Below are 22,527 nucleotides of genomic sequence, written 5' to 3'. Positions count from 1 at the left end.
GGCGGCGGCGGTCGCGCGCCGCCGCCCCGCGGGCCGGGTCCTTGGACGGCCCGTCAGCCGCCGACCAGCTCCTCGATGGCGCCCACGTAGCCGATGGCGCCGCCCTCGATCTGGTACATGAAGATCGCCTGCTGCGTGAACTCGCCGTTCTCGTCGAAGGAGAAGGTCTTCGTCAGGCCCTGGTACTCGGCACCGGCGAGGGCCTCGTACAGCCCCTGGCGGTCGACGTCGCCGCCCAGGCCGGCGATCTGCTCGATGATCATGTTGGCCGCGTCGTAGGACTCGGCGGAGTAGGTGCCCGGGGGGATGCCGAACTCGGCCTCGTAGCGCTCGGCGAAGTCCTGGGTGCTCTCCTCCTGCGTGGCGTCGGTGCACGGGCAGGTGAGGTACCAGCCCTCCACCGCGTCACCGGCGAGGTTGATCAGCTCGTCGTCGTTCGAGCCGTCGCCCGAGATGCCGATGCCGTCGAAACCGGCCTCGGACAGCCGGACGGCGAACGGCGCGAGCGCCTCGTAGTAACCCGCGTAGATCAGGGCGTCGGCGCCGGACTCCACGATGTTGCGCGCGGCGCTGCTGTAGTCGACGGTGTCGGCGGGGATGCTCTGGCGCTCCACCTCGACACCGGCATCGGACAGACCGGCCTCGGCGACGTCGGCCAGGCCCTCGCCGTACGGCGTCACGTCGTCCACCACGACGACGGACTCGACGCCGTCCTGGCCGGCGAGGAACTCGGCCATCCCGGCGCCCTGGGCGTTGTCGTTGGGGACGGCGCGCAGGAAGGTGCCGAAGCCCTGCTCGGTGAGCGTCGGGTTGGTGGCGGACGTGGAGACCGCGGCGAGGCCGGCCTGCCCGTAGAGGGGTCCTGAGACGTTGGCGGGGCCGGAGAACGCGGGGCCGATGACGGCGACGACGTCGGAGTCGTCGATGGCGCTCTGCGCGGCGGCGGTGGCCTGCGTCTCGCTGCCCTGGTCGTCGGCGGCGAGGTACTCCAGCTCGAAGTCGTAATCACCCGACTCGTTCGCCTCGTTGATGGCGAGCTGAATACCGTTCTGCATGTTTTCGCCGAGGCCGACGTTTTGCCCGGAGAGCGGCCCCTGATAGGCGATCTTGTACGACGTGCCGCCGCCCCCACCACCGCCGTCGTCGTCGCTGCTGCACCCGGTGAGAACGAGCGCGCCGGCCGCGACAGGTATCGCGAGCCTCACGATGGTTTTGTTGAGCACTTCGAAAACCCCCTGGAGCGAGCCAGACGTGTCGTCACCGCACAGCTCCCATGCCTGCAGGCACACCGGTGCGGCGTGCAGCGGAATCTATTGCCCTTCACGCGGCGCGAACACTCCGAAGGGACAGATGTGATCGCCTCGTGACCTGTGGCACACGCCGGAAACAGAACACGACTGACCGGTCAACGGACGTTCCGGCCAAGATCGACTCATCCCGGACCAGGGACGGTATGCAAACGGAAAACGCGCCCGGGTCGCGATACCCGGGCGCGTTTCGGCCGTTCGAGAAACGATAAGGACAGCTGTGGTGAGACATGGAATGACATAGGCGGTCAGCGGACGACATTCCGGGGAGAAATGGACCGGTGGAACGGGGCGGACGGCTCCGGCGCGTGACGGGGCGTCCGGCCGGAGATCGTGACGGAGAGCGACGGCCGCGGCGGTCCGCCGCGGGGTCACTTCTGCTGCTTCTGGCGCTTCTCCTCGGCGTCCTGGATGACGGCCTCGGCGACCTGACGCATGGACAGCCTGCGGTCCATGGAGGTCTTCTGGATCCAGCGGAACGCCGCCGGTTCGCTGAGGCCGTACTGGGTCTGGAGCACGCTCTTGGCGCGGTCCACCAGCTTGCGGGTCTCCAGGCGCTGGGCGAGGTCGGCGACCTCGGCGGTGAGCGACTTCAGCTCGGTGAAGCGCGAGACCGCGATCTCGATGGCCGGGACGACGTCGCTCTTGCTGAAGGGCTTGACGAGGTAGGCCATCGCGCCCGCGTCGCGGGCGCGTTCCACCAGGTCGCGCTGGGAGAAGGCGGTGAGCATCAGGACGGGGGCGATGCCCTCGCCGGCGATCTTCTCAGCGGCGGAGATGCCGTCCATGACGGGCATCTTCACGTCGAGGATGACGAGGTCGGGGGTGAGTTCGCGCGCCAGCTCGACCGCGCGCTCGCCGTCTCCCGCCTCGCCGACGACGGTGTAGCCCTCCTCCTCCAGCATCTCCTTCAGGTCGAGCCGGATCAGGGCCTCGTCCTCGGCGATGACGACACGGGTGGTCAGCGGCGGGACGTGCGGGGAGTCGGCCTGCCCGGCCGGGGCGCCCGCTCCGGCGGGGGCGGCGGCATCGGGGGCGGTGGTGGGCTCGTCGGGGACGTCGGGGGTGCTCACGGTGCTCCTCGTTTCCTGCCAGATGGGGCACCCACGAGAGTACCCACTCGCCGCCGTTCGGGCTGAGCCGATAGACTCCGTGGACCACTTGTCCGGCCGGGTTGGTGGAATGGCATACACGGAGGTCTCAAACACCTCTGCCCGTGAGGGCTTGCGGGTTCGAATCCCGCACCCGGCACCGTCGAGCGCCTCTCCCCTCACTCGTGCGGGTGAATATCCGGCCACTCCTTGTCACGCTCCGTATTCGCCGATTACGTTGAGTGCATGGCTGACGACAGGCTTCCCGGATCAGTGAGGACGGGCTCGACGCGCGGCCTCCCCCTTCCACCGACGTTTTCTCCTCCGCCCCCGCGCGAGGGGGCACGGGACCGCCCGCGCCGTCGCGGCCGGGCGCCCACGGCCCCGCCGGGGGCCGCCCGCGCGAAGGGGGTCTTCGCGATCGCCAAGCGTCGTGGGCACGGCGCGGCACAGGAAGGTGAACGCCCGGTGCGCGCCGGGGAGTTGGCGGGCCCTTTGCGCGACGGGGGGCGTCCGGGCGGGTCAGCGCGGGGCGTCGTCCTCGCCGACGTGGTGGACCCGCACGAGGTTGGTCGTACCGGGGGTCGCGGGCGGCGACCCGGCGGTCATCACGACGATCTCCCCCTGTGCGCAGCGGCCGAGCCGCAGGAGCTGCTCGTCCATCTGCGCCACCATCTCGTCGGTCGTCGTGACGGTGGGGACGAGGTAGGTCTCGACGCCCCAAGTCAGCGTGAGCTGCGCGTGGGTGGCCGGATCGGGGGTGAAGGCGACCACGGGGATCGGGGAACGGTAGCGCGAGAGCCTGCGCGCGGTGTCGCCGCTCTGCGTGAACGCCACGAGGAGCGCGGCGTCGAGGAAGTCGCCGATCTCGGCCGCCGCCCGTGCGACGGCGCCGCCCTGGGTGCGCGGTTTGTTCTCGTCGGTCAGCGGGGCGAGGCCGCCCGCGAGCAGGACGTCCTCGGCGGCCGTGACGATCCGGGACATCGTGGCGACCGTCTCGACCGGGTGCCGCCCGACGCTGGTCTCGCCGGAGAGCATCACCGCGTCGGTGCCGTCCATCACCGCGTTGGCGACGTCGGACGCCTCGGCGCGGGTCGGCCGGGAGGACTCGATCATCGACTCCAGCATCTGCGTGGCGACGATGACCGGCTTCGCGTTGCGCCGGGCCAGCGCCACGGCGCGCTTCTGCACCAGGGGCACCTGCTCCAGCGGCACCTCGACGCCCAGGTCGCCCCGCGCGACCATGATGCCGTCGAAGGCGCCGACGATGTCGGCGAGGTTCTCGACGGCCTGGGGCTTCTCGATCTTCGCGATCACGGGGAGGAAGCGCCCCTCCTCCGCCATGACGCGGTGCACGTCCTTGATGTCGTCCCCGCTGCGGACGAAGGACAGGGCGATGACGTCGACACCGGTGCGCAGCGCCCAGCGGAGGTCGTCGATGTCCTTCCCGGACAGGGCGGGCACCGAGACGGCGACCCCCGGCAGGTTGAGCCCCTTGTGGTCGGACACCAGGCCGCCCTCGGCCACGCGGGTGCGGACGTCCGCCCCGTCGACCGCCGTCACTTCGAGGGCCACGCGGCCGTCGTCCACGAGAATGCGCTCGCCGGGCAGGACGTCGTGCGGCAGTCCGGCGTAAGTGGTGCCGCAGCGGGTGTGGTCGCCGGGAACGTCGTCCGTCGTGATGGTGAATTCGTCGCCGGTTTCCAGAAGCACCGGGCCTTCGCGGAAGCTGCCGAGCCGGATCTTCGGTCCCTGGAGGTCCGCGAGAATTCCGACACTGCGGCCCTTTTCCCCGGCGGCGCGGCGGACCCGCTGGTACCGCAGTTCGTGCTCGCGGTGGGCACCATGGCTCAGGTTGAGCCGGGCCACGTCCATACCGGCCTCGACCAGCGCGGCGATGCGCTCGTACGAGTCGGTGGCCGGCCCCAGCGTACAGACGATCTTTGCTCGGCGCATACGGCCAACTGTAGGAGTTACCTGCCAGTAGAGAGCTATCCGGAAGTGACCACGAGATGGCCCCCTTTTCACAAGAGGCCGACAAATTCGCAATATGAGCGGCACCCCGCTCTTTTGAGCTTTTCCCGCGGGGGTGATAAATCCGGTGGTCCTGGATTACCGAGGGAGAGCCTGCCCTTCGGCCGGAACGGCAAACTCCGCCTCGTGCCGCCGCGCGCCGGGGGCGTGCGTCCCGCGCAGACCGAAAGCGGTGAAAGCGGTCCTCTCGGGCAGCGGGTAGTGCGCGTGGCCGGTGAGTGTGTTGAGGATCACGGCGGCGCGGTGGGCGACGAGGCCGAGGTCGGGGGTGCCGACGCCGTGGGTGTGCCGCTCGGAGCCGAGCACGAAGACCGTGCCCGTGCCCGTGCCCGTGCCCGGCGCGGCGGTACCGAGTGTCAGCCGGTAGCGGTCGTCGACCGCCGCGCGTCCCGCCGAGTCGCGCAGGACGGCGCCCGCCAGGTCGCCGAGCAGCGGTTCGAGCGGCCGTTCGCGATAGCCGGTGGCGAGGACGACGGCGTCGGTGGCGAGGTGGGAGCGTTCGTCCTGTTCCCGGTGGGCGAGGTCGAGGTGGAGCCGTCCCGCCGTCCTGGCGCCGCCGGTCACGGTGACGCCCGGGATGAGCACGGCGTCGGGCCAGCCCCCGCCCAGGGTGCGGCGGTACAGCTCGTCGTGGACGGCGGCCAGGGTGTCGTGGTCGACGGCCTTGTGCAGCTGCCACTGCTCCGCCACCAGCCGGTCGCGGACGGGCTCGGGCAGCCCGTGGAAGTAGCGCGTGTAGTCGGGGGTGAAGTGTTCGAGGCCCAGCTTGCTGTACTCCATGGGCGCGAACGCGCGGCTGCGGCTGAGCCAGTGCAGGGCCTCCCTGCCATCGGGCCTGCGGCGCAGCAGGTCGAGGAAGATCTCGGCGCCCGACTGTCCGGAGCCGATTACGGTGACGTGCCCGGCGGTGACCAGCGCGTCGCGGTGGCTCAGGTAGTCGGCGGAGTGGAGGACGCGGCCGTCGCCTGGTCCGGTGAGATGCCGCAGCGGCCCCGGGATGTGGGGGGCGGTGCCGATGCCGATGGCGAGGTGCCGCGCGTGGGTGACGAGGGAGGTCTCCCCCCGGTCGGTGAGGCGGGTGACGGCCAGTGCGAAGACGGCGTGCCGGGCGTCCCAGTGGACGCTGTCCACACGGTGCCCGAAGCGGAGGCCGGGTACGCCGTCCGCGACCCAGCGGCAGTAGGCGTCGTACTCGGCGCGCGGGCTGTGGAAGCGCTCGGAGAAGTAGAAGGGGTAGAGGCGCTGGGTATGCCGCAGGTAGTTGAGGAAGCTCCAGCGGCTGGTGGGGTCGGCGAGCGTCACGAGGTCCGCGAGGAACGGGACCTGGAGCGTGGCGTCCTCGATCAGCAGGCCGGGGTGCCAGCGGAAGGCGGGCTCCTGCTCGTACCAGGCGGCGCGCAGCCCGGCGAGGGGGTGCGCGAGTGCGGCGAGGGCGAGGTTGGCCGGGCCGATGCCGATGCCGGCGAGGTCGAGGGGGCGGGTGGGGTCGGTGCCGGAAGGGGTCATCGGGAGACGGGTCCTTGGAGGTGCCCGGCGGTGGGCGCGGGGTCTGGGTGGTGGGTGCCTGGGCGGTGGGTGAGGTCGGCGTGCCGGTCGAGGACGAGCTTCAGGAGGGCGGCGAGGTCGCCGCCCTGGACGTGGGGGTTGAGCAGGGTCGCCTTGAGCCACAGGGCAGGCCGCCCGTCCGGGCCGGGTGCCTGTGCCCGGCCGAGGACGGCCCGGCCGTCGGCCAGGAGGCCGCGGCGGATGGCGGCGACCTGTTCGTCGGTCGCGCCCGCCGGGCGGAAGAGGACGGTGCTGATGGTGGGTTCCGCCTGGAGGACGAGGGCGGGGTCGGCGTCGACGAGGGCGGCGAGGTCGCGGGCGGCGGCGCAGACCGCGTCGATCAGGCAGGCGATCCCCGTGCGGCCGAGGGCCCGGAGGGTGACGGCGATCTTGAGGATGTCGGGGCGGCGGGTGGTGCGCAGGGAGCGGCCGAGGAGGTCGGGGAGTCCGGCGGCGGTGTCGTCGTCCGCGTTGAGGTAGTCGGCGCGGTGGCCGAGGGGGGCGAGGAGAGCGGTGTCGGGGACGGTCAGCAGTCCGGCGGCGACGGGTTGCCAGCCGAGTTTGTGCAGGTCGAGGGTGACGCTGTCGGCCCGTTCGAGCCCGGCGACGAGGGCGGCGTGCGCGGGGCTGAGGAGGAGCGGGCCGCCGTACGCGGCGTCGATGTGGAGGAGGGCCGGGCGGCGGTCGCGGTGGGCGGCGACGGTGTCGGCGAGTGCGGGCAGCGGGTCGATGATGCCGGCGTCGGTGGTCCCGGCGGTGCCCACGACCAGTGCCGGGGTGGGTGGGCCGGGGTCGCAGCGCAGGGTGTCGAGGTCGTCGAGTGCCCGGTGGACGGTGACCGGGTCGAGGACACCGCGCGGCGTCGGCAGGACGCGCGGGGCGGGGAGGCCGAGGATCCAGGTGGCGCGGTGGACGCTGTGGTGGGCGTTGGCGCCGCACAGGACGGTGAGCGGGGGGTGGTGGGCGAAGCGTTCGCGGGCGAGGAGGACGGCGAGGAGGTTCGATTCGGTGCCGCCGGTGGTGACGAGGGCGTCGGGGGCTTCGCCCGCCGGGTGGACGAGGCGGGCCAGTTCGGCGGTGACCTGGGTTTCGAGTGCGGAGGCCGCGGGGGCCTGGTCCCAGGAGTCGAGGGAGGGGTTGAGCGCGGCGGCCGCCAGGTCGGCCGCCGTGGCGACCGCCAGGGGCGGGCAGTGGAGGTGGGCGGCGCAGTGCGGGTCGGCCGGGTCCGCGGCGCCTTCGGCGAGGGCCAGGACGAGGGTGCGCAGGGCCTCGTCCGCGCCGAGGCCGTGTTCGGGCAGGAAGGGGCCGCAGCGTTCGGCGAGACGGTCCGCCACGGTGAGGGGGTCGCCTGCCGGGAGGGGTCCGCAGCGGGTGGCGGCGCCGTCGGCGAGGGCGGTGAGCACGGTGTGCAGGAGCGGGCGGAGGGCACGGGACCCGGCGGTCCCGCCCGCGAGCGCGGCGGGGTCGGGCGGGGCTGGCGCGGACATGCTGGGGCACCTTCCGGGGTGTGGCGGGGCAGACCGGGCCTGGGCCGAACGGCTGAGGGCGCGCACAACGTAATCCGCGCGGGCGGGAGAACGGCGCCCGTTGCGCGGCCGTTCCCCCGAAGGAGGTACTGACGAACGCAAGTACGGATAAGGAGGTGGGGAGTTCGGGAGTCGGTGCCCGGTGTCAGGCGGCGGGACGGGTCGTGGCGTCCGTGTACGCCTCGCGGGCGGCGAGCAGTTCCTCCCAGTGCTGCTCGGTCCAGGCGCAGACGGCCTCCAGGGGTCCGAGGAGGCCGCGGCCCAGAGCGGTGAGCGCGTACTCGACGTGCGGCGTGCGGCCGGGGTGTTCGGTCCTGGTGATCAGCCCGTCGCGCTGGAGGGCGCGCAGGGTGTGGGTGAGGACTTTCGCCGTCGTGCGGTGCAGCGGCACGCGCAGCTCGGAGAAGCGGCGCGGGCCGTCCGCGAGGCACCGCAGGACGAGGGGCGCCCACTTGTCGGCGAACCGCAGCGGCAGCAGTCCTGACGGGCACAGCTCCTCGAACATGTCGGGGCGCAGCGGTTCGCTCATGCGGCCACGGTAGCTCGGGTCCCGGTTCCCCGGGGGATACCGGGGCTCGGGCTACGGTCCGGCGGCAGTGACGACTTTGGGAGGTCATCGATGAGCGGGATCGTGGTGCTGGGCGCCGGGGGCAGGGCCGGGCGGCGGCTGGTGGCGGAGGCGTGTGCGCGGGGGCACGAGGTGACGGCGGTGGTGCGGGACACCGCCGCGCACGCCGACGCGTTCGCCGGGCAGGACGGGCGCGTACGGCTCGTGGCGGGCGACGCCGCCGACGCGGCACGGGTGGCCGAACTGGCCGCCGGGCAGGACGTGGTGGTCAGTGCCGCCGCCGCGTACGGTCCGGGGACCGATCCGGAGGCGTTCTTCACCGGGTCGTCGCGGGCGCTGCTGGCGGCCGCGCGGGACGGCGGGGTGCGGCGGCTGCTCGTCGTCGGCCTGGCCACGTTGCTGACCGACGCGGCGGGCACGCCCCTGCTGGAGGTGACGCGGCTGCCCGCGGAGTTCCTGCCGTTCGTGCACGGGCACCGGGCCGGTCTGGAGGTCCTGCGGCGCGAGGGCGCCGGCGTGGACTGGCTGTACGCCAGTCCCGCCGGCGACTTCGACCACACCGGTGGGCGCACCGGCCGGTACGGGACCGCCGCGCACGGCGATCCCGCGGACCGGATCTCCTACCAGGACTTCGCCGTCGCCCTGCTGGACGAGGCGGAGGAGCCGCGGCACCGGCGGACGCACCTGGCCGTCACCGGCTGAGGACCCGCAGCGCCCGCCGTGTGTCGTCCAGCTGGTCGGCGAGGGCGCGCCGGAAACCGGGGTGCAGGTCCTCGCCCGCGAGGCACGCCTCGGCCAGCCCGACCGTCCGCTCGTCGGTGAAGCCGCGCGGGAAGGCGAGGCGGGCGGCGGAGGTGGCCAGCGAGTGGCCGCGCCGTCCGGCGACGGCGACGGCGGCCGGGAAGTACCGCTCGACCCAGGGCGCGAGGAGCGCGTGCTGCTCCGGCTGCCAGAAGCCCTCGGCGGTCGCGTTGAAGAGGTAGTTCGACAGCCGGTCGTCGGGGCCGAACAGGGCGTCCCAGGCGGCGGCCTTGGCGTCCGCGTCGGGCAGGGCGGCGCGGCAGCGCGCGGCGCCCTCCTGCCCGGTCGCCCCGGGGTCGCGGGCGGCCTCGGCGTCGATCTCGGCGGCGTCGGTGGCGCCGAGCACGGCGAGCCTGAGCAGCAGCTGCCAGCGCAGTTCGGGGTCGAGCGCGGGCCCGTCCGGCACGGTGCCCGCGTCCCACCAGGCGCGGAGCCGTTCCGGGGAGGTGGCGGCGTCGATGGCGGCGCGGACGGCGACGAGGCGGCGGGCCGGGTCGGAGCCGTCCGCCGTGGCGTCGAGGAGATCGTCGGCGACGGCTTCGAGGACGCCGAGGGCCTTGGGCCGGTCGGCGAGCGGCACGTAGCGCTCCACCAGTTGCGCGTGTGCGAAGCGCAGCACCTTGCCGATCATGGTGCTGGACGGCTCGGCGGGGAGGTTGCGGCGCGCGGCGGCGAGGAAGGCGAACGGCGGCAGGAGCCCGTCGCGGACCATCTCGCGCGCCGCGTTCCACACGACGCCGCGGGTCAGCGGGTCGTCGAGGGTGGACAGGGCGCGCTGCGCGGTGTCCCACGACTCCGGGTCGAGGCGGACCTTGGCGTACGTGAGGTCGCCCTCGTTGAGGACCACGAGGTCGGGGCGCGGGCCGGTGAAGCTGTGCCGGGTGACGCCGTCGTCGGCGGTCAGCTCGATGTCGGCGGAGCCGCGGGCGCGGATGCGGTCCGGCTGCCCCGGGTCCGCGTCGTACAGGCCCACCCGCAGGCGGTGCGGGCGTCCGCCGGTGTGGGTGACGTCGATGTGCCAGGTGTCGGGCTCGGCGGTGATCTCGGGGGCGAGGGTGTCGGGGCCGCTGGTGCGCAGCCACGCGTCGGCCCAGTCGGCGACGGGACGGCCGGAGGCGCGGGCCATGGCGTCGATGAAGTCGGCGAGCGTGGCGTTGGCGAAGCGGTGGCCGGTGATGTGGGCGTTGACGCCCGCGAGGAAGCGGTCCTCGCCGAGCCAGGTGACGAGCTGGCGCAGCGCGGAGGCGCCCTTGGCGTAGGAGATGCCGTCGAAGTTGTTCCACGCGGACGCGGTGTCCGGCACGTCCTCGGCGCGGGGCGCGACGGGGTGGGTGGAGGGCCGCTGGTCGGCCTCGTACCCCCACGGTTTGCGGGAGGCGGCGAACTCGGTCCACGGCTGGTGGGCGGTGGCGTCGGCGAGGACCTGGTAGCCCATGTACTCGGCGAAGGACTCGTTCAGCCAGACGTCGTCCCACCAGCGGAGCGTCACGATGTCGCCGAACCACATGTGCGCCATCTCGTGCGCGATGGTGACGCCGCGCACCTCACGCTCGGTGTCGGTGACGGCGGAGCGGAAGACGTACTCGTCGCGGAAGGTGACGAGTCCGGGGTTCTCCATCGCGCCCGCGTTGAACTCCGGCACGAAGGCCTGGTCGTAGGAGTCGAACGGGTAGGGCTCGTCGAAGAGTTCGTGGTACCGGTCGAAGCAGCGCCGCGTGATGTCGAGGATCTCGTCGGCGTCCTTGTCGAGGTAGGGCGCCAGCGAGCGGCGCGCGTGGATGCCGAACGGCAGCCCGGCGTGCTCGGTGCGGACCGAGTGGTATGGACCGGCGGCGACGGCCATCAGGTACGTGCTGATGCGCGGCGTGGTGGCGCAGCGCCAGCGGCCCGGCTCGCCGTCGACGGGGGTGGCGATCCCGTTGCCGAGCACGGTCCACCCGGCGGGAGCGGTCACCGACACGTCGAACACGGCCTTGAGATCGGGCTGGTCGAAGGAGGGGAAGACCTTCGGCCCCTCGGTCATGCAGCACATCGAGTAGAGGTACGTGAGCCCGTCGGCCGGGTCGGTGAACCGGTGCATGCCCTCGCCGGTCGTGGAGTAGCGCATGTCCGCGGTGATCCGCAGCTCGTGCTCCCCCTCGGCCAGCCCGGTCAGCGGGTAGCGGCCGTCCGCGAGCGCCGCCGGGTCCAGCGCGCGGCCGTCGAGGGTGACGCCGTGCAGGGCCGCCGGGACGGCCTCGACGAAGGTGTCCCCCGCCGTGCGCGCGGTGAAGCGGATGACGGTGTCGGAGGCGAACGTGTCGTCGCCGCGCGTGAAGTCGAGATCGATCGCGTAGCTGTGGACGTCGAGGAGCTGGGCGCGGGCTTCCGCTTCGACGCGGGTCAGTGAGGACATGGGGATCATGCTGCCGTACGCGTGTCCGCGGCCGCACGCGAGTTGCCCGCGCGCCACCGGCACGGCAGGCCGCACGCCGCTGAACTGCGGGAACGGCGCGGTCCGTCCGGCGACCTGCGTGCGGGAGGCCGGGCGGCGGGGCGCATTACCCGCGCGGATTGCGACCGGGCCGCCGCGCGTGCCCGCCGACGACCGGAACCGGATTGGTCCAGTCCAAAGCCTTGACGCCCCCCGTGGCCACTTCTTAAATCAAGCCCTGACGGAACACGGCGGGCCCGCCGGGACAGCTCGATTGTCATAGCCACGCCACATTTCACCCCCCACCGTCTGGATGTGATGCGTCATGCGATCCCCCCTGCGCCCCCGCCCCTGGGCCGGCGCGCTCGCCGTCCTCTCCCTGCTCTTCGGCCTGCTGGCCGTGAGCGCCGCCCCCGCCTCCGCCGCCGCGACCGGCCAGATCACCGGCATCGCCGGCAAGTGCGTCGACGTCGCGGGCGCGAGCACGGCCAACGGCACGGCCGTCCAGCTCTACGACTGCAACGGCACCGCCGCGCAGAGCTGGACCGTCGCCGACGACGGCACCATCCGCGCCCTCGGCAAGTGTCTCGACGTCACCGGCAGCAGCACCGCCAACGGCGCGCAGCTCCAGCTCTGGACGTGCACCGGCGCCGCCAACCAGCGCTGGTCCGTCAGCGCGGCCCGCGACATCGTGAACCCCCAGGCCAACAAGTGCGTCGACGCCACCGGCCAGTCCTCCGCCAACGGCACGCGCCTCCAGCTGTGGACGTGCACCGGCACCGCCAACCAGAAGTGGACCGTCCCCACCGGCGGCGGCGACCCGGGCCCCGGCCCCGGCCCCGGCGCGATGGCCGTCGCGCCCTACCTCTACAACGGCTGGGGCAGCCCGCCGAACCCGCAGACCGTCATGAACGCGACGGGCGTGCGCTGGTTCACCCTCGCCTTCGTCCTCAGCAACGGCTACTGCAACCCGCAGTGGGACGGCGGCCGCCCGCTCACCGGCGGCGTCGACCAGCAGACCATCAACACCATCCGCGCCGCGGGCGGCGACGTCGTCCCGTCGTTCGGCGGATGGAGCGGCAACAAGCTGGAGAGCTCCTGCGGTTCGGCCGCCGAGCTGGCCGCCGCGTACCAGCGCGTCATCTCCGCGTACGGCCTGCGCGCCATCGACATCGACATCGAGGCCGCCGCGTACGACTCCCCCGCCGTCCAGCAGCGGACCGTCGAGGCGCTGCGCACCGTCAAGGCCAACAACCCGGGCCTGCGCGTCTACGTCACCTTCGGCACCGGCCAGAACGGCCCGGACACCAGCCTCATCAACCGCGCCGCCGCCGCGGGCCTGACCGTCGACGCCTGGACCATCATGCCGTTCAACTTCGGCGGCAACGGCCAGAACATGGGCCAGCTCTCCGTCCGCGCCGCCGAGGGCCTGAAGACGTCCCTGCGCAACGCGTACGGCTACACCGACGCCCAGGCGTACAGCCGCATGGGCATCTCGTCCATGAACGGCGTCACCGACGTCGGCGAGGTCATCACCGTGGCCGACTTCCAGACGATGCGGGACTACGCGCAGCAGCACCAGCTCGCCCGCCTCACCTTCTGGTCGGTCAACCGCGACCGGCCCTGCACCGGCGGCCCGGCCGACTCGTGCTCGGGCGTCGGGCAGTCCAACTGGCAGTTCACCAGCGTCTTCGCCCAGTACGCGGGCTGACCCGAGAGGCCACAGCAACCGTGAGACTCCTTCGACAACGCCGCGCCCCGCTGCGGCTCGGCCTGGCGCTCGGCGCGCTGCTCACCGGCCTGCTGACCGCCGTCCCGGCGACGGCCGCCCAGGCCGCGCCGGTGGCCCCGGCCGCCCTGCCGAGCGGCTGGGCGACGGTGGTGAACGCGGGCAGCGGCAAGTGCGTGGACGCCCGCGCCGCCGCGACCGGCAACGGCACCGCCGTCCAGCAGTACGCGTGCAACGGCTCGACCGCCCAGCAGTGGCGCCTCACCGCGACCAGCGGCGGCTACTACCAGATCGGCAGCCGCAACGCGGCGGCGCAGGTCTGGGACGTCACCAACGTGTCCACGGCGGACGGCGGCACCGTCCAGCTGTGGACCTACAGCGGCGGCAACAACCAGCAGTGGCAGCCCGTCGAGCAGGCGAACGGCACCTACCGCTTCGTGAACCGCAACAGCGGCAAGTGCCTGGACGTCCCCGCCGCCTCGGCGGCCGACAGCGTGCAGCTCCAGCAGTACGCGTGCAACGGGTCGGCGGCACAATCGTTCCACGTGAACCCCGCCGACATCCAGAATCCGCCCGGCACCCCCGACCTGGGCCCCAACGTCCACGTCTTCGACCCGTCGATGCCGGACTCCGCCATCCAGTCCACGGTCGACGGCGTCTTCACCCAGCAGGAGACCGCGCAGTTCGGCAACGGCCGGGCCGCGTTCCTCTTCAAGCCGGGCGAGTACGACGTGGACGTCAACGTCGGCTACTACACGCAGGTCTCGGGCCTCGGCCTGTCCCCCGACGACACGCACATCGCCGGGTCGGTGCACACCGAGGCCGACTGGTTCCAGGGCAACGCCACGCACAACTTCTGGCGCGCCGCCGAGAACCTGTCGGTGACGCCCGACTCGGGAACGGAACGCTGGGCCGTCTCGCAGGCCGCCCCGTACCGCCGCATGCACGTCAACGGCAACATCCAGCTGGACGACGGCGGTTGGTCCTCCGGCGGCTTCATGGCGGACACGGTCGTGTCGGGGCGGGTCATCTCCGGCTCGCAGCAGCAGTGGCTGTCGCGGAACACGGAGTGGTCGCAGTGGACCGGCTCGAACTGGAACATGGTGTTCGTCGGCGCGCAGAACCCGCCGGCGGGTACGTTCCCCAGCCCGCCGTACACCGTCGTGGACCGCACGCCGGTGAACCGCGAGAAGCCGTTCCTCTACATCGACGGCGCGGGCGACTACCGCGTCTTCGTCCCGGCACTGCGCTCCAACTCGCTGGGCACCAGCTGGCACAACACCACCCAGGCGGGCACCTCCCTCTCGCTGGCGGACGACTTCCACATCGTCCGCCCGGGTGAGACCGCCGCCGGGATGAACGCGGCGCTGGCCCAGGGCAAGCACCTGCTCGTCACCCCGGGCATCTACCACCTGAACCAGACGCTGCGCGTGACCGATCCGGACACCGTGGTCCTCGGCCTCGGCCTGGCCACGTTCATCCCGGACAACGGCGTCACGGCCATGACGGTCGCCGATGTCGGCGGCGTGAAGATCGCGGGCCTGCTGATCGACGCGGGCACCACGAACTCGTCGCTGCTGATGGAGGTCGGCCCGGCCGGCTCGTCGGCGGACCACGGCGCCAACCCGACGTCGCTGCACGACGTGTTCTTCCGCATCGGCGGCGCGCACGCCGGGCGGGCCACGACCAGCCTGGTCATCAACAGCGACGACGTCATCGGCGACCACCTGTGGCTGTGGCGCGGCGACCACGGCTCGGGCATCGGCTGGAACACCAACACGGCCGACACCGGGCTCGTCGTGAACGGCGACAGCGTCACGATGTACGGCCTGTTCGTCGAGCACTACCAGAAGACGCAGACCATCTGGAACGGCAACGGCGGGCGCACGTACTTCTACCAGAACGAGATGCCGTACGACCCGCCCAACCAGGCCGCCTGGATGAATGGTTCGACACGGGGCTACGCCGCCTACCAGGTGGCGAACTCGGTGACGAGTCACGAGGCGTACGGCCTCGGCAGCTACTGCTTCTTCAACGTCAACCGCAGCGTCGTCGCCGAGCGCGCCTTCCAGGTGCCGAACGCGCCGGGCGTGCGGTTCGACAACATGGTGGCCGTCTCCCTGGGCGGCGGCTACGGCACCATCGCCAACATCATCAACAACACCGGAGGACCGGTGAACCAGGCCAACCAGGTGCGCTACCTGACGGCCTATCCGTGACCCTCCCCCGCAGGACCGCCGGTGCCCGTCGCGTCACACTCCCGCGACGGGCACCGGCGCCGCCGTCAGCTCGGAGGCGTGGTCGGCGAGCCAGGCCCGGACGGCCTCCCGCTCCTTGCTCGTCCCGCCGCACATGTCGTCGGCCGCCGTGACGACGGCGGTGACCTCGCGGGCGAGGACCAGCTCCCGTACGTGCTGCCACCCCGGCCGGTCGTCCATCGGCGAGGCGGGGTCCATCAGGTCCACGACGGTGTCGGCGACGGGGAGGCGGCGCGCGCCCGCGTGCGCGGCCAGCCGTTCGACCAGCGACTCGGGCGCGACCTCGGGGGCGCAGAGGTAGAGGACGGCGGCCGGGTGCAGGCGCAGGTCGGTCGCGGCGTCGGCGATCCGGCGGCGGCGTTCCCTCTCGGTCCTGGGCATCGCGTCCTCCATCGCTCGGGGCGGGCCTCCGGAGGCCATTGTGACCGATCGATCACACAGGGCGAAGCAGTTCCGCACCGCAGACCCGCCGCATCGCATGGCGCTTTATCGGGTCACCCGACAAGCTGACCGGGCGCCGCTCCCGGTGCGGAGGTCACGCCTTCGTGAGGACGAAGAACAGGAAGCACACGAACTTGCCGGACGGATGCTCCTCGAAGAGCTCGGGGAAGCGTTCGCGGGCGCCGGGTCCCGGGGCCGGTTCGCTGAGGACGTCGATCCGGAAGCCTGCCGCGGTGAACGCGTCGGTGATCGCGTGCAGCGGCCGGTCCCAGAAGGTCATCAGGTTCTTGGTGTCGCCGAATTCCCACCACTGGGAGGTGGGGCGGATCGCGAAGTAGTCGGTGCCGGGCGGCGCCGTCAGATGCTGGACGAAGGGGTGGTGGACGGCCCCGATGAGACGGCCGCCGGGCTTCAGCACGCGGCGCAGTTCGGCCAGGGCTGTCGTCCAGTCCTCCAGGTAGTGCAGCACCAGGGCGGCGACAACGTCGTCGAACTCGGCGTCGGCGAACGGCAGCGTGCCGCCCAGTTCGGCGTGCTCCAGCACCACGTCGTCGCCGAGCCGCCGCCTGGCGAGTTCCAGCATCCCGGCGGAGGAGTCGAAACCGGCGACGACGGCGCCCCGCTCGCGCAGGTCCGCGGCTATGGGGCCGGCGCCGCACCCGGCGTCGAGGATGCGGCGGCCCGCCACGTCACCGGCCAGGTCCACGATCGCGGGGCGCGTGTAGTGGGCGTTGAGGAGGCTGCTCTCGTTCTCGGCCTCGTACGCCTCGGCGAAGCTGTCGTAGTCGTTCGCCTTCTCCCCGGGTTCCGGGGGAGCGTCGACAGGACTGGCCCGGTGCGCCGCCCGCTCGGCGGGGCTCTCGGGAGCGGCGGTCCCGCCGGTCGTTCCGGGACGGTTCGGCATGGTCGACCTCGTTCGCTCGGGCCGCGGTCGTCCCGCGGCTGGGAAGGGCACAGCGTCACCCTGACCGAGTGATTGGGTTTTGTCAATCACTTGCTGTCGGACCCGTCGCCGGGCCGTCCGCCCTTCAGTAGGCTGCTGGTCATGACCGAACGCCGGACGGCGACCGACGCGGAGGCGAGGGCACTCGCCTCCGCCCTCCGCCTGCGCATCCTGCGTATCTGTGTGCGGAAGCCGCACACGAACAAGGAGATCGCGGCGATCCTCGGCCGGGACCCGGCCAGCGTGCTGCACCACACCAGAACGCTGGTCCGCACCGGATTCCTGGAGGCGCAGGAAGAACGGCGCGGCGCGCGCGGCGCACGGGAGATCCCGTACCTGGCGACGCACAAGAGCTGGAACCTCGAATCCCCCGCGCTGGAACGGTCGATGCTCGACGCGTTCCTGGAGGAACTCGCCCTCGTCCCCGCGACCGAGTCCGAGGGCACCAGGATGGCGCTGCGCCTGCCGCCGCCGCAGATGGAGGAGTTCCGCACCCGGCTCAAGGATCTGCTGGGAGAGTTCGCCGACCGCCCGGACGACCCGACCGCGCCCGCATGGTCGCTCTTCCTCGTGGTCCACCCCGACCCGAACCGCCCCTGACGACGCCGTACGTCCCTCCCGGGGGAAGGGCTCACCGGCTGAGCGGCTGGCGCTTCGGGTGGGGGGTGATGGTGGTCCATATGCAGAGGCCGTCCGGAGTGGGGACGGTCCCGAACGTCCACACGAGGCCGTCTGCACCGGCAATCCGCCCCGGCAACCGGATGGTCCGAGCAGTCCGCGCCCGCAACACCTGAACGTTCAACGCATCCCCGTGATCACGCAGACTCAGCCACCACGGCCGCCGCGAACGCGCCACCGCGATCAACACATCCACCACCGGCACCGCACCCGACCACCCCCAGGCGGCCAGAACTTCGCGGGCCCACACCCTGGCCTCGCCGGTCTCACCACCGGTGAAGAGCCGCGAGACGAACGCCGTCACGACTCCTCCACCGGTACGACGGCCCACAGATCGGCGACGGCATCCTCCACGGCCGACTGGGCCACCTCCCGCCGGAACACCGCAGCCACCGCCGGAAACAACCGGTCCACGACCGGCCGCAACTCCGACGCACTCCCCAACCCAGCCAACCGCACCACCAACTCATGAGGCACGACCTCGGGCCAGTAGTGCATCCCACCCCACGAGTCCGACGGATGCGCAACCAACGGCACCAGCCGCTCCGAGACCCGGCACGTGCGACACGCCTGATACGTCCACCCCGGCCCCGAACCAGCCGCCACCAGAGCAACCGCCACCAACTCACCGGCCGTCGCTTCGCAGTACATACAACGCGGCAACAGACTCACTCCCCCTCACCACCCTCCGGCTCGTCGCTGTCGGGTTCCGGGCGCGGCAGAACGGGCCCTTCCAGGCCGGTGATGATGGTGATCTTGGGGTTCTCCTCCCGCACCGGCGCCACCGTCAGGTAACGCGGGAGAGGACGCGGCATCTCATCCACAACGCCCCCCGAACACCCGCCCCAACGCCAGATACAGCACCTCCGGATCGGTCAGGCAGTCCCCGGCGGGCGGCACCACCAGCCACCGCACCTCACCGTCCCCAACCCACGGACCCCCGACCCGATCGGCGGCCGGAACAGCGAGGCAATACCCCCGCCCCAACGCCAACGCACCAGGCGGCCACCCACGACCGTTCGCCGAACCCGGCGGCACCAGCCAGTACAAGACCCCATGCGCCGGATCCTCAATCACCGGCCCCGTAACCCCAGCCAACCGCAGACGGTGAAACGCGTACAACCCCTGAAAAGACGGCACCCGCACCGCATCGAACACCTTCCCCAACGGCCGAATACGCACCTGGCCGGGGGGCGGCAAGCGCAGGGTTGGCGTGGTGAAGGTCATGGTCTGCTCCTTGGGTGGAGGGGAGACCAGTGACGCTACTTACGGTCGTCGAGTGGTGACAGGCATGCGGGGTGGCCGTCCGGGACGGGGTGGCGGCGTCGGGGGCACGTTGCGTAGCCCTTCAGAAGACGCCGAGTAGCAAGGCCAGTTCGCGGTGGTCATGGGACATGGCCCGTGCGCGTTTGTCGCGCACCTCGCGGAAGACGTCGGCTGCGAGCCGCTGGTGCCGGAGCCACTCCGGTGACGTGCGCGACAGCCCGAGCAGGATCGTCAGCGCCTTGTCGCCGGACCGCAGGGCCGCGTGCGCCTGCGCGACCGTCAGCATGTGCCGCCGTCCGAAGGGCGCGTTCGCGGGTGGCGAGGGCATCTTGGCGGCGAGCGCGAGGGCCATCCCTGGGTTGTCGGTTGTCATGTGGTTCTCGATCGCCTGGTACGCGACCGTGCGCCAGTCGAACCGGCCCCAAGCCGCCTGGCTGACCGCCTGCTTGCCACCCAGCGCGATCCCCGCCGCACGGGCCAGCCGCAGCATCTCCCTCGCCTCCTGCGGCCTGTTGTTGCGGGCCGCCGCCGACGAACCGTGGACCAGCAGCTTGCCCCACGCGCCGAGCGACGCACGCGAGGCGCGCGACAGCCGGGGTTCGGTGGCGTCGGCCGTCGTGACCGACACGGCCTCGGCCTCGTCCAGCCGTCCCTGCCGGATCAGCGACCACCCCTGCTGGTAGACCGCCGCCGCCACCCCGCCCTGGTCACCCGCACGCACCGCGTCCTGCACGGCGTCCCGCAGCGCCATCTGCGCCAGGTCGTAGGCGCGGACCTGCACGAGGTACCGGCCCGCCATCTGGAGCACGCACGCCCGCAACCGCAGCGCGTCGGCCTCCTGCTCACCGCTGTCGAAGTGGCGGACGGCAAGGTGGGCCGACCGGACGAGCGAGGGCAGCCGCTCGGCGACCGTGCCGTAGTCGTCCCGGTAGTACGTCTCCGCGAGCAGGTCCACGGCCTGCCACATCGCGCCCAGATCGGGGTCGCCGGTCTCCACGGTGTCCGCCGGGTCGAGAGCCCCCGTCGCCGTCACGGGTGGGGCGATGACCTGGCGCAGGGCGAGGAGCGCGTGGTTGTCCCCGTCGTCGTCCCGCTGGTCGCGGTGCGGAGCGGAGGTGTCAAGGAGCTGGGAGGTACGGACGCCGAGGGCTCGCGCGAGAGCGTGATACGTCTCCAGGCGCGCCGTACCACCGCGTTCGATCTTCTTCACGACGCCGAGGCTGAGTCCCGCCCGCTCGGCGAGCTGCTGCTGGGTGAAGCCGAGACCGAGCCGGATGCCACGCAACCGGTTCCCCGGCGGGCTGTCGGTATCGCCATGCATGACGGTCCCCGTCCGCTACTGGTCAGCGAGTCACTTTCCAGCATAGAACGGCGATTTACCGCGACTGGTCACAGTGTTTTGCCCGCAAGCAACCGACTCCGGCGAGGCCGCCCCTCGTCTCCCCGACCTCCGGAACACCGAACCACCTCCTCACACTCTCCACCGCCGCCAACCACCCAGGAAAACCATCAACCAGTGCGTTTCGGGGACGAGATGCCGAACGGAGCGGCGTGTGGCCTGGCGCCCGGTCGCGTCAGGAAGGTGACAGACGAGGCGGCAATCCTTGGAACAGGTGAAACGGCACTGGTCCGCGGTGCAGGACGTGCGGTACGTCTCCCCAGGGCAGCAGCGGCTCGTGAGGGCCGAGGTTCCGGAGCCGTTCAAGGGCGCGGTGGGTCACCTCACCGACGGCTCGCAATGTGGCGGTGGTCAGGGGGAGGTAGTCGTCCTCGGTACCTGGATCGGCGCTTCCAGCTCCCGGTGTGACGCGCATGAGTCGTATGCAGCATCGTGCTGGGTCAAGCTTCGCGGCATCGAGGGTCGAGACAGTGCCGTGCGGGACTTGTCGGCCTGCGCTCCGCGCCGCGTCGAACAACACTGTGGAATCGAACGGTGAAAGGAAGACCACGTCGGACCACTCGCAGTCGAGCGGGATCACTCGTTCACGTAGGCGGTGCTCACGGTCGGCGTACTTGGCGACGTGGCGTTCGTAAAGGTCTGGGTAGCGCTCTCGCAGCATCGCCAGCGGCAGCAACTGGTCGCCGCGTGGCTCTGTGACCCGCATATGGAAGAGGAATCCGTGAGCGAGGCTGACGGGAGGGTTCACGGTCATGAAAAAAGCGTCGAACCCAGCAAGCGGGTCGACGCGTCTCTATTAATTCTATCCGACTTTCTCCCTGCCGGGCAGTCCATGAGGGCGAGTAGGACGGTCGCTTGCCGACGGACGCGAGCTTGTCGCGACGTCTGCAGATCGGGCGGAGGGAGCACGCCCGGACGGGAAGAAGGGCCCGGCCACCCGAGCCGACCTGAGGAGACGGACCTCGCTGGAGGGTGCGGCGTGCTCCGGCGAACGGGGGTGAGATCTCCGCGCGAGCAGCAGAGTCCTGAACGGGCGAGCATGGCGGCTTCGTCAAGTCCGTCTGAGTGGACGGGAGGCGTTGACCTCAACCTCAGTTGAGGTTTTAGGTTGTCGCCATGGACACCAAGGACCCGACTCATCCCGACCATGACGCCGACAAGCAGCGGATCCGCGCGCTCGTCGCACGGACCCAGGAGGCCCAGCTCGACCCGGAGGTGCTGCCCGCGCTGCACGCCTCCGACCTGGTGCTCATCAACTTCGCCGGGCGGCGCCTCTTCGGGCGCGAGACCTTCGCCTCGGCCATGGCCGAGGCGCTCTCCTCCCCGCTCAAGGACGTCCGGACCACGCTGGAGGTCGATGACATCCGCTTCGCCACCCCCGATGTCGCCATCGTCAGCCTCACCAAGACCATCCACGACGAGCGGTCCGAGACCGGGGACGCGTCCACGCTGCCTCTGGCCGGCGCCATGACCTACGTGATGACCCGCCAGGGCGACGACTGGCGCATCTCCCTGGCGCAGACGACACCGATCAGATGAACGCTCCCGGCCGTTGAGGACATCCGGCCGGACGGCGAGTGCTGCGGCGGTCGCGGTTCCCAGGCCGTTCGCAGTCAGGTCACCTGCGGTCGCATCAGGGCAGGGACAGGACGCAGAACTCGTGGGCGTCCGGGTCTGTCAGGCAGGTCCATGGGGTGTCGCCCTGGCCCACGTCGAGGTCGGTCGCGCCGAGGCTTCGCAGCCGGGACACCTCTGCCGTCCGGTCGTCGCCGGGGCAGGGGAGCAGATCGAGGTGCACGCGGTCCGGCGTGGTCTTCGTGCCGGGTGTGCGGAGGAATTCCAGGTACGGGCCCGTCCCCTTGGCGGAACGCAGCCTCGCCAGGTCGTCGGTCGCCTCGTGCACGGTCCAGTCCGTCGCCTCGCCCCAGAAGCGGGCCATGTCCCGGGGGTCCGCGCAGTCCACGACCACGGCCGCGATCGGGCCGGTGTCCCGGTAGACGTCCCGGGGCTCCAGGACACACAGCTCGTTGCCCTCGGGATCGGCGAGGACCGTCCACGGCACGTCGCCCTGCCCCACGTCGGCGGGTGTCGCGCCCAGCGCGAGCAGGCGGGCGACCAGCTCGCGCTGGTGGGCGGCGGAAGTCGTGGCGAGGTCGATGTGCGTGCGGTTCTTCGTCGCCGTCTTGCGGTCGGGAACGGGCACGACGCCCACACCCAGGAGCGCCGGGTCCGGCCACACGAGGCCGCCGCGCGGGCCGACGTACGTGGTCGCGCCGGAACCGTACGCCTGCCAGCCCAGCGCCTCCGCCCAGAACCGGCCGACCGCCGGTGCGGCAACAGCCTTGATGTTCACCTGCACAGGTCGCAGCGCCATGCCGCCGATCCTAGCCACGCCGGGCGGAGCCGGGCTTTCCGGACGCCACCGCCACCGCGTTTCCCTGCGGCGGGCCAGACCTACGCCAGTCTCTGCACCACTTCCCACGCGACCGGTAACGCCGCGCCGGAGAGGAGGACGAGAAGGCAGGCGC

The 22,527-nt window shown here is 71.8% G+C and carries 21 protein-coding genes and 1 tRNA gene; 6 read left to right on the top strand and 16 right to left on the bottom strand.

Going from position 1 to position 22,527, the window contains the following annotated elements:
• Nucleotides 1-53 precede the first annotated feature (53 nt).
• Both ACIBPC_RS06200 and ACIBPC_RS06195 read right to left on the bottom strand, forming a co-directional pair.
• Nucleotides 54-1,205, bottom strand: a complete 1,152-nt coding sequence (locus ACIBPC_RS06200) for a branched-chain amino acid ABC transporter substrate-binding protein (protein WP_362967631.1) — start codon at nt 1,203-1,205, stop codon at nt 54-56.
• A gap of 473 nt (nt 1,206-1,678) precedes the next feature.
• Nucleotides 1,679-2,272, bottom strand: coding sequence for a response regulator (locus tag ACIBPC_RS06195; protein ID WP_362967670.1), 594 nt, complete (start codon nt 2,270-2,272; stop codon nt 1,679-1,681).
• A gap of 203 nt (nt 2,273-2,475) precedes the next feature.
• Here ACIBPC_RS06195 and ACIBPC_RS06190 point away from each other — a divergent pair.
• Nucleotides 2,476-2,558 (top strand) — tRNA-Leu (locus tag ACIBPC_RS06190).
• 362 nt (nt 2,559-2,920) lie between these two features.
• Here the strand turns inward: ACIBPC_RS06190 and pyk are convergent.
• The 4 genes from pyk to ACIBPC_RS06170 form a co-directional block, all read right to left on the bottom strand.
• The gene (gene pyk, locus ACIBPC_RS06185; RefSeq protein ID WP_398841614.1) at nt 2,921-4,354 is read right to left on the bottom strand and encodes a pyruvate kinase; all 1,434 of its coding nucleotides are present in this window, start codon (nt 4,352-4,354) and stop codon (nt 2,921-2,923) included.
• A 156-nt stretch (nt 4,355-4,510) separates the two neighbouring features.
• On the bottom strand, nt 4,511-5,938 hold the full coding sequence (locus ACIBPC_RS06180; protein ID WP_398841612.1) for a lysine N(6)-hydroxylase/L-ornithine N(5)-oxygenase family protein: 1,428 nt from the start codon (nt 5,936-5,938) through the stop codon (nt 4,511-4,513).
• Nucleotides 5,935-7,464 (bottom strand): pyridoxal phosphate-dependent decarboxylase family protein, encoded by a 1,530-nt coding sequence (locus tag ACIBPC_RS06175; protein WP_398841611.1) that lies wholly within the window; start codon nt 7,462-7,464, stop codon nt 5,935-5,937. The genes ACIBPC_RS06180 and ACIBPC_RS06175 overlap by 4 nt, the downstream gene beginning before the upstream one ends.
• A 184-nt stretch (nt 7,465-7,648) precedes the next feature.
• Nucleotides 7,649-8,032, bottom strand: a complete 384-nt coding sequence (locus ACIBPC_RS06170; protein WP_398841609.1) for a winged helix-turn-helix transcriptional regulator — start codon at nt 8,030-8,032, stop codon at nt 7,649-7,651.
• Between the two features lie 90 nt (nt 8,033-8,122).
• On the opposite strand from ACIBPC_RS06170, the gene ACIBPC_RS06165 reads away from it, so the two are divergent.
• Nucleotides 8,123-8,773, top strand: coding sequence for an NAD(P)-dependent oxidoreductase (locus ACIBPC_RS06165; protein WP_398841607.1), 651 nt, complete (start codon nt 8,123-8,125; stop codon nt 8,771-8,773).
• Here the strand turns inward: ACIBPC_RS06165 and pepN are convergent.
• Entirely contained in the window at nt 8,763-11,267 is a 2,505-nt protein-coding gene (gene pepN, locus ACIBPC_RS06160; RefSeq protein WP_398841605.1) for an aminopeptidase N, read from the bottom strand. The genes ACIBPC_RS06165 and pepN overlap by 11 nt on opposite strands.
• A gap of 343 nt (nt 11,268-11,610) precedes the next feature.
• Between pepN and ACIBPC_RS06155 the strand changes: the two genes are divergently transcribed.
• On the top strand, nt 11,611-12,996 hold the full coding sequence (locus ACIBPC_RS06155) for a ricin-type beta-trefoil lectin domain protein (RefSeq protein WP_398841604.1): 1,386 nt from the start codon (nt 11,611-11,613) through the stop codon (nt 12,994-12,996).
• 20 nt (nt 12,997-13,016) lie between these two features.
• Nucleotides 13,017-15,233, top strand: coding sequence for an RICIN domain-containing protein (locus tag ACIBPC_RS06150; RefSeq protein WP_398841603.1), 2,217 nt, complete (start codon nt 13,017-13,019; stop codon nt 15,231-15,233).
• Between the two features lie 33 nt (nt 15,234-15,266).
• Here the strand turns inward: ACIBPC_RS06150 and ACIBPC_RS06145 are convergent, their stop codons facing one another.
• Together ACIBPC_RS06145 and ACIBPC_RS06140 are read right to left on the bottom strand one after the other, a co-directional pair.
• Nucleotides 15,267-15,653, bottom strand: coding sequence for a hypothetical protein (locus ACIBPC_RS06145; protein WP_362967623.1), 387 nt, complete (start codon nt 15,651-15,653; stop codon nt 15,267-15,269).
• Nucleotides 15,654-15,807: 154 nt separating this feature from the next.
• Nucleotides 15,808-16,617, bottom strand: coding sequence for a methyltransferase domain-containing protein (locus tag ACIBPC_RS06140; RefSeq protein WP_398841602.1), 810 nt, complete (start codon nt 16,615-16,617; stop codon nt 15,808-15,810).
• Between the two features lie 141 nt (nt 16,618-16,758).
• Between ACIBPC_RS06140 and ACIBPC_RS06135 the strand changes: the two genes are divergently transcribed.
• On the top strand, nt 16,759-17,256 hold the full coding sequence (locus ACIBPC_RS06135) for an ArsR/SmtB family transcription factor (RefSeq protein WP_398841600.1): 498 nt from the start codon (nt 16,759-16,761) through the stop codon (nt 17,254-17,256).
• A gap of 31 nt (nt 17,257-17,287) precedes the next feature.
• Here ACIBPC_RS06135 and ACIBPC_RS06130 read toward each other — a convergent pair whose 3' ends face one another.
• From ACIBPC_RS06130 to ACIBPC_RS06105, 6 genes are all read right to left on the bottom strand, one after another.
• Nucleotides 17,288-17,638 (bottom strand): hypothetical protein, encoded by a 351-nt coding sequence (locus tag ACIBPC_RS06130; RefSeq protein ID WP_398841599.1) that lies wholly within the window; start codon nt 17,636-17,638, stop codon nt 17,288-17,290.
• Nucleotides 17,635-17,832 (bottom strand): hypothetical protein, encoded by a 198-nt coding sequence (locus ACIBPC_RS06125; protein ID WP_398841597.1) that lies wholly within the window; start codon nt 17,830-17,832, stop codon nt 17,635-17,637. Before ACIBPC_RS06125 ends, ACIBPC_RS06130 begins: the two co-directional genes overlap by 4 nt.
• Before the next feature lie 170 nt (nt 17,833-18,002).
• The gene (locus ACIBPC_RS06120) at nt 18,003-18,149 is read right to left on the bottom strand and encodes a hypothetical protein (protein WP_398841595.1); all 147 of its coding nucleotides are present in this window, start codon (nt 18,147-18,149) and stop codon (nt 18,003-18,005) included.
• 1 nt (nt 18,150) lies between these two features.
• On the bottom strand, nt 18,151-18,561 hold the full coding sequence (locus ACIBPC_RS06115; RefSeq protein ID WP_398841593.1) for a hypothetical protein: 411 nt from the start codon (nt 18,559-18,561) through the stop codon (nt 18,151-18,153).
• Between the two features lie 121 nt (nt 18,562-18,682).
• On the bottom strand, nt 18,683-19,921 hold the full coding sequence (locus tag ACIBPC_RS06110) for a helix-turn-helix domain-containing protein (protein WP_398841591.1): 1,239 nt from the start codon (nt 19,919-19,921) through the stop codon (nt 18,683-18,685).
• A gap of 253 nt (nt 19,922-20,174) precedes the next feature.
• Nucleotides 20,175-20,753 carry a hypothetical protein gene (locus ACIBPC_RS06105; protein WP_398841589.1) on the bottom strand — a complete coding sequence of 193 codons (579 nt, stop codon included), beginning with the start codon at nt 20,751-20,753 and terminating at the stop codon, nt 20,175-20,177.
• 362 nt (nt 20,754-21,115) lie between these two features.
• Between ACIBPC_RS06105 and ACIBPC_RS06100 the strand changes: the two genes are divergently transcribed.
• Nucleotides 21,116-21,538, top strand: a complete 423-nt coding sequence (locus ACIBPC_RS06100; protein ID WP_398841587.1) for an SgcJ/EcaC family oxidoreductase — start codon at nt 21,116-21,118, stop codon at nt 21,536-21,538.
• A gap of 94 nt (nt 21,539-21,632) precedes the next feature.
• Here the strand turns inward: ACIBPC_RS06100 and ACIBPC_RS06095 are convergent, their stop codons facing one another.
• Nucleotides 21,633-22,373, bottom strand: coding sequence for a VOC family protein (locus tag ACIBPC_RS06095; protein ID WP_398841586.1), 741 nt, complete (start codon nt 22,371-22,373; stop codon nt 21,633-21,635).
• Nucleotides 22,374-22,527 lie beyond the last annotated feature (154 nt).

This window comes from Streptomyces sp. NPDC049879, from assembly GCF_044461265.1.
In the GTDB taxonomy this organism is placed as follows: Bacteria; Actinomycetota; Actinomycetes; order Streptomycetales; family Streptomycetaceae; genus Streptomyces.
Note: the sequence above shows the minus strand (reverse complement) of the source record. Positions and strands in the feature narration are given on the sequence as shown.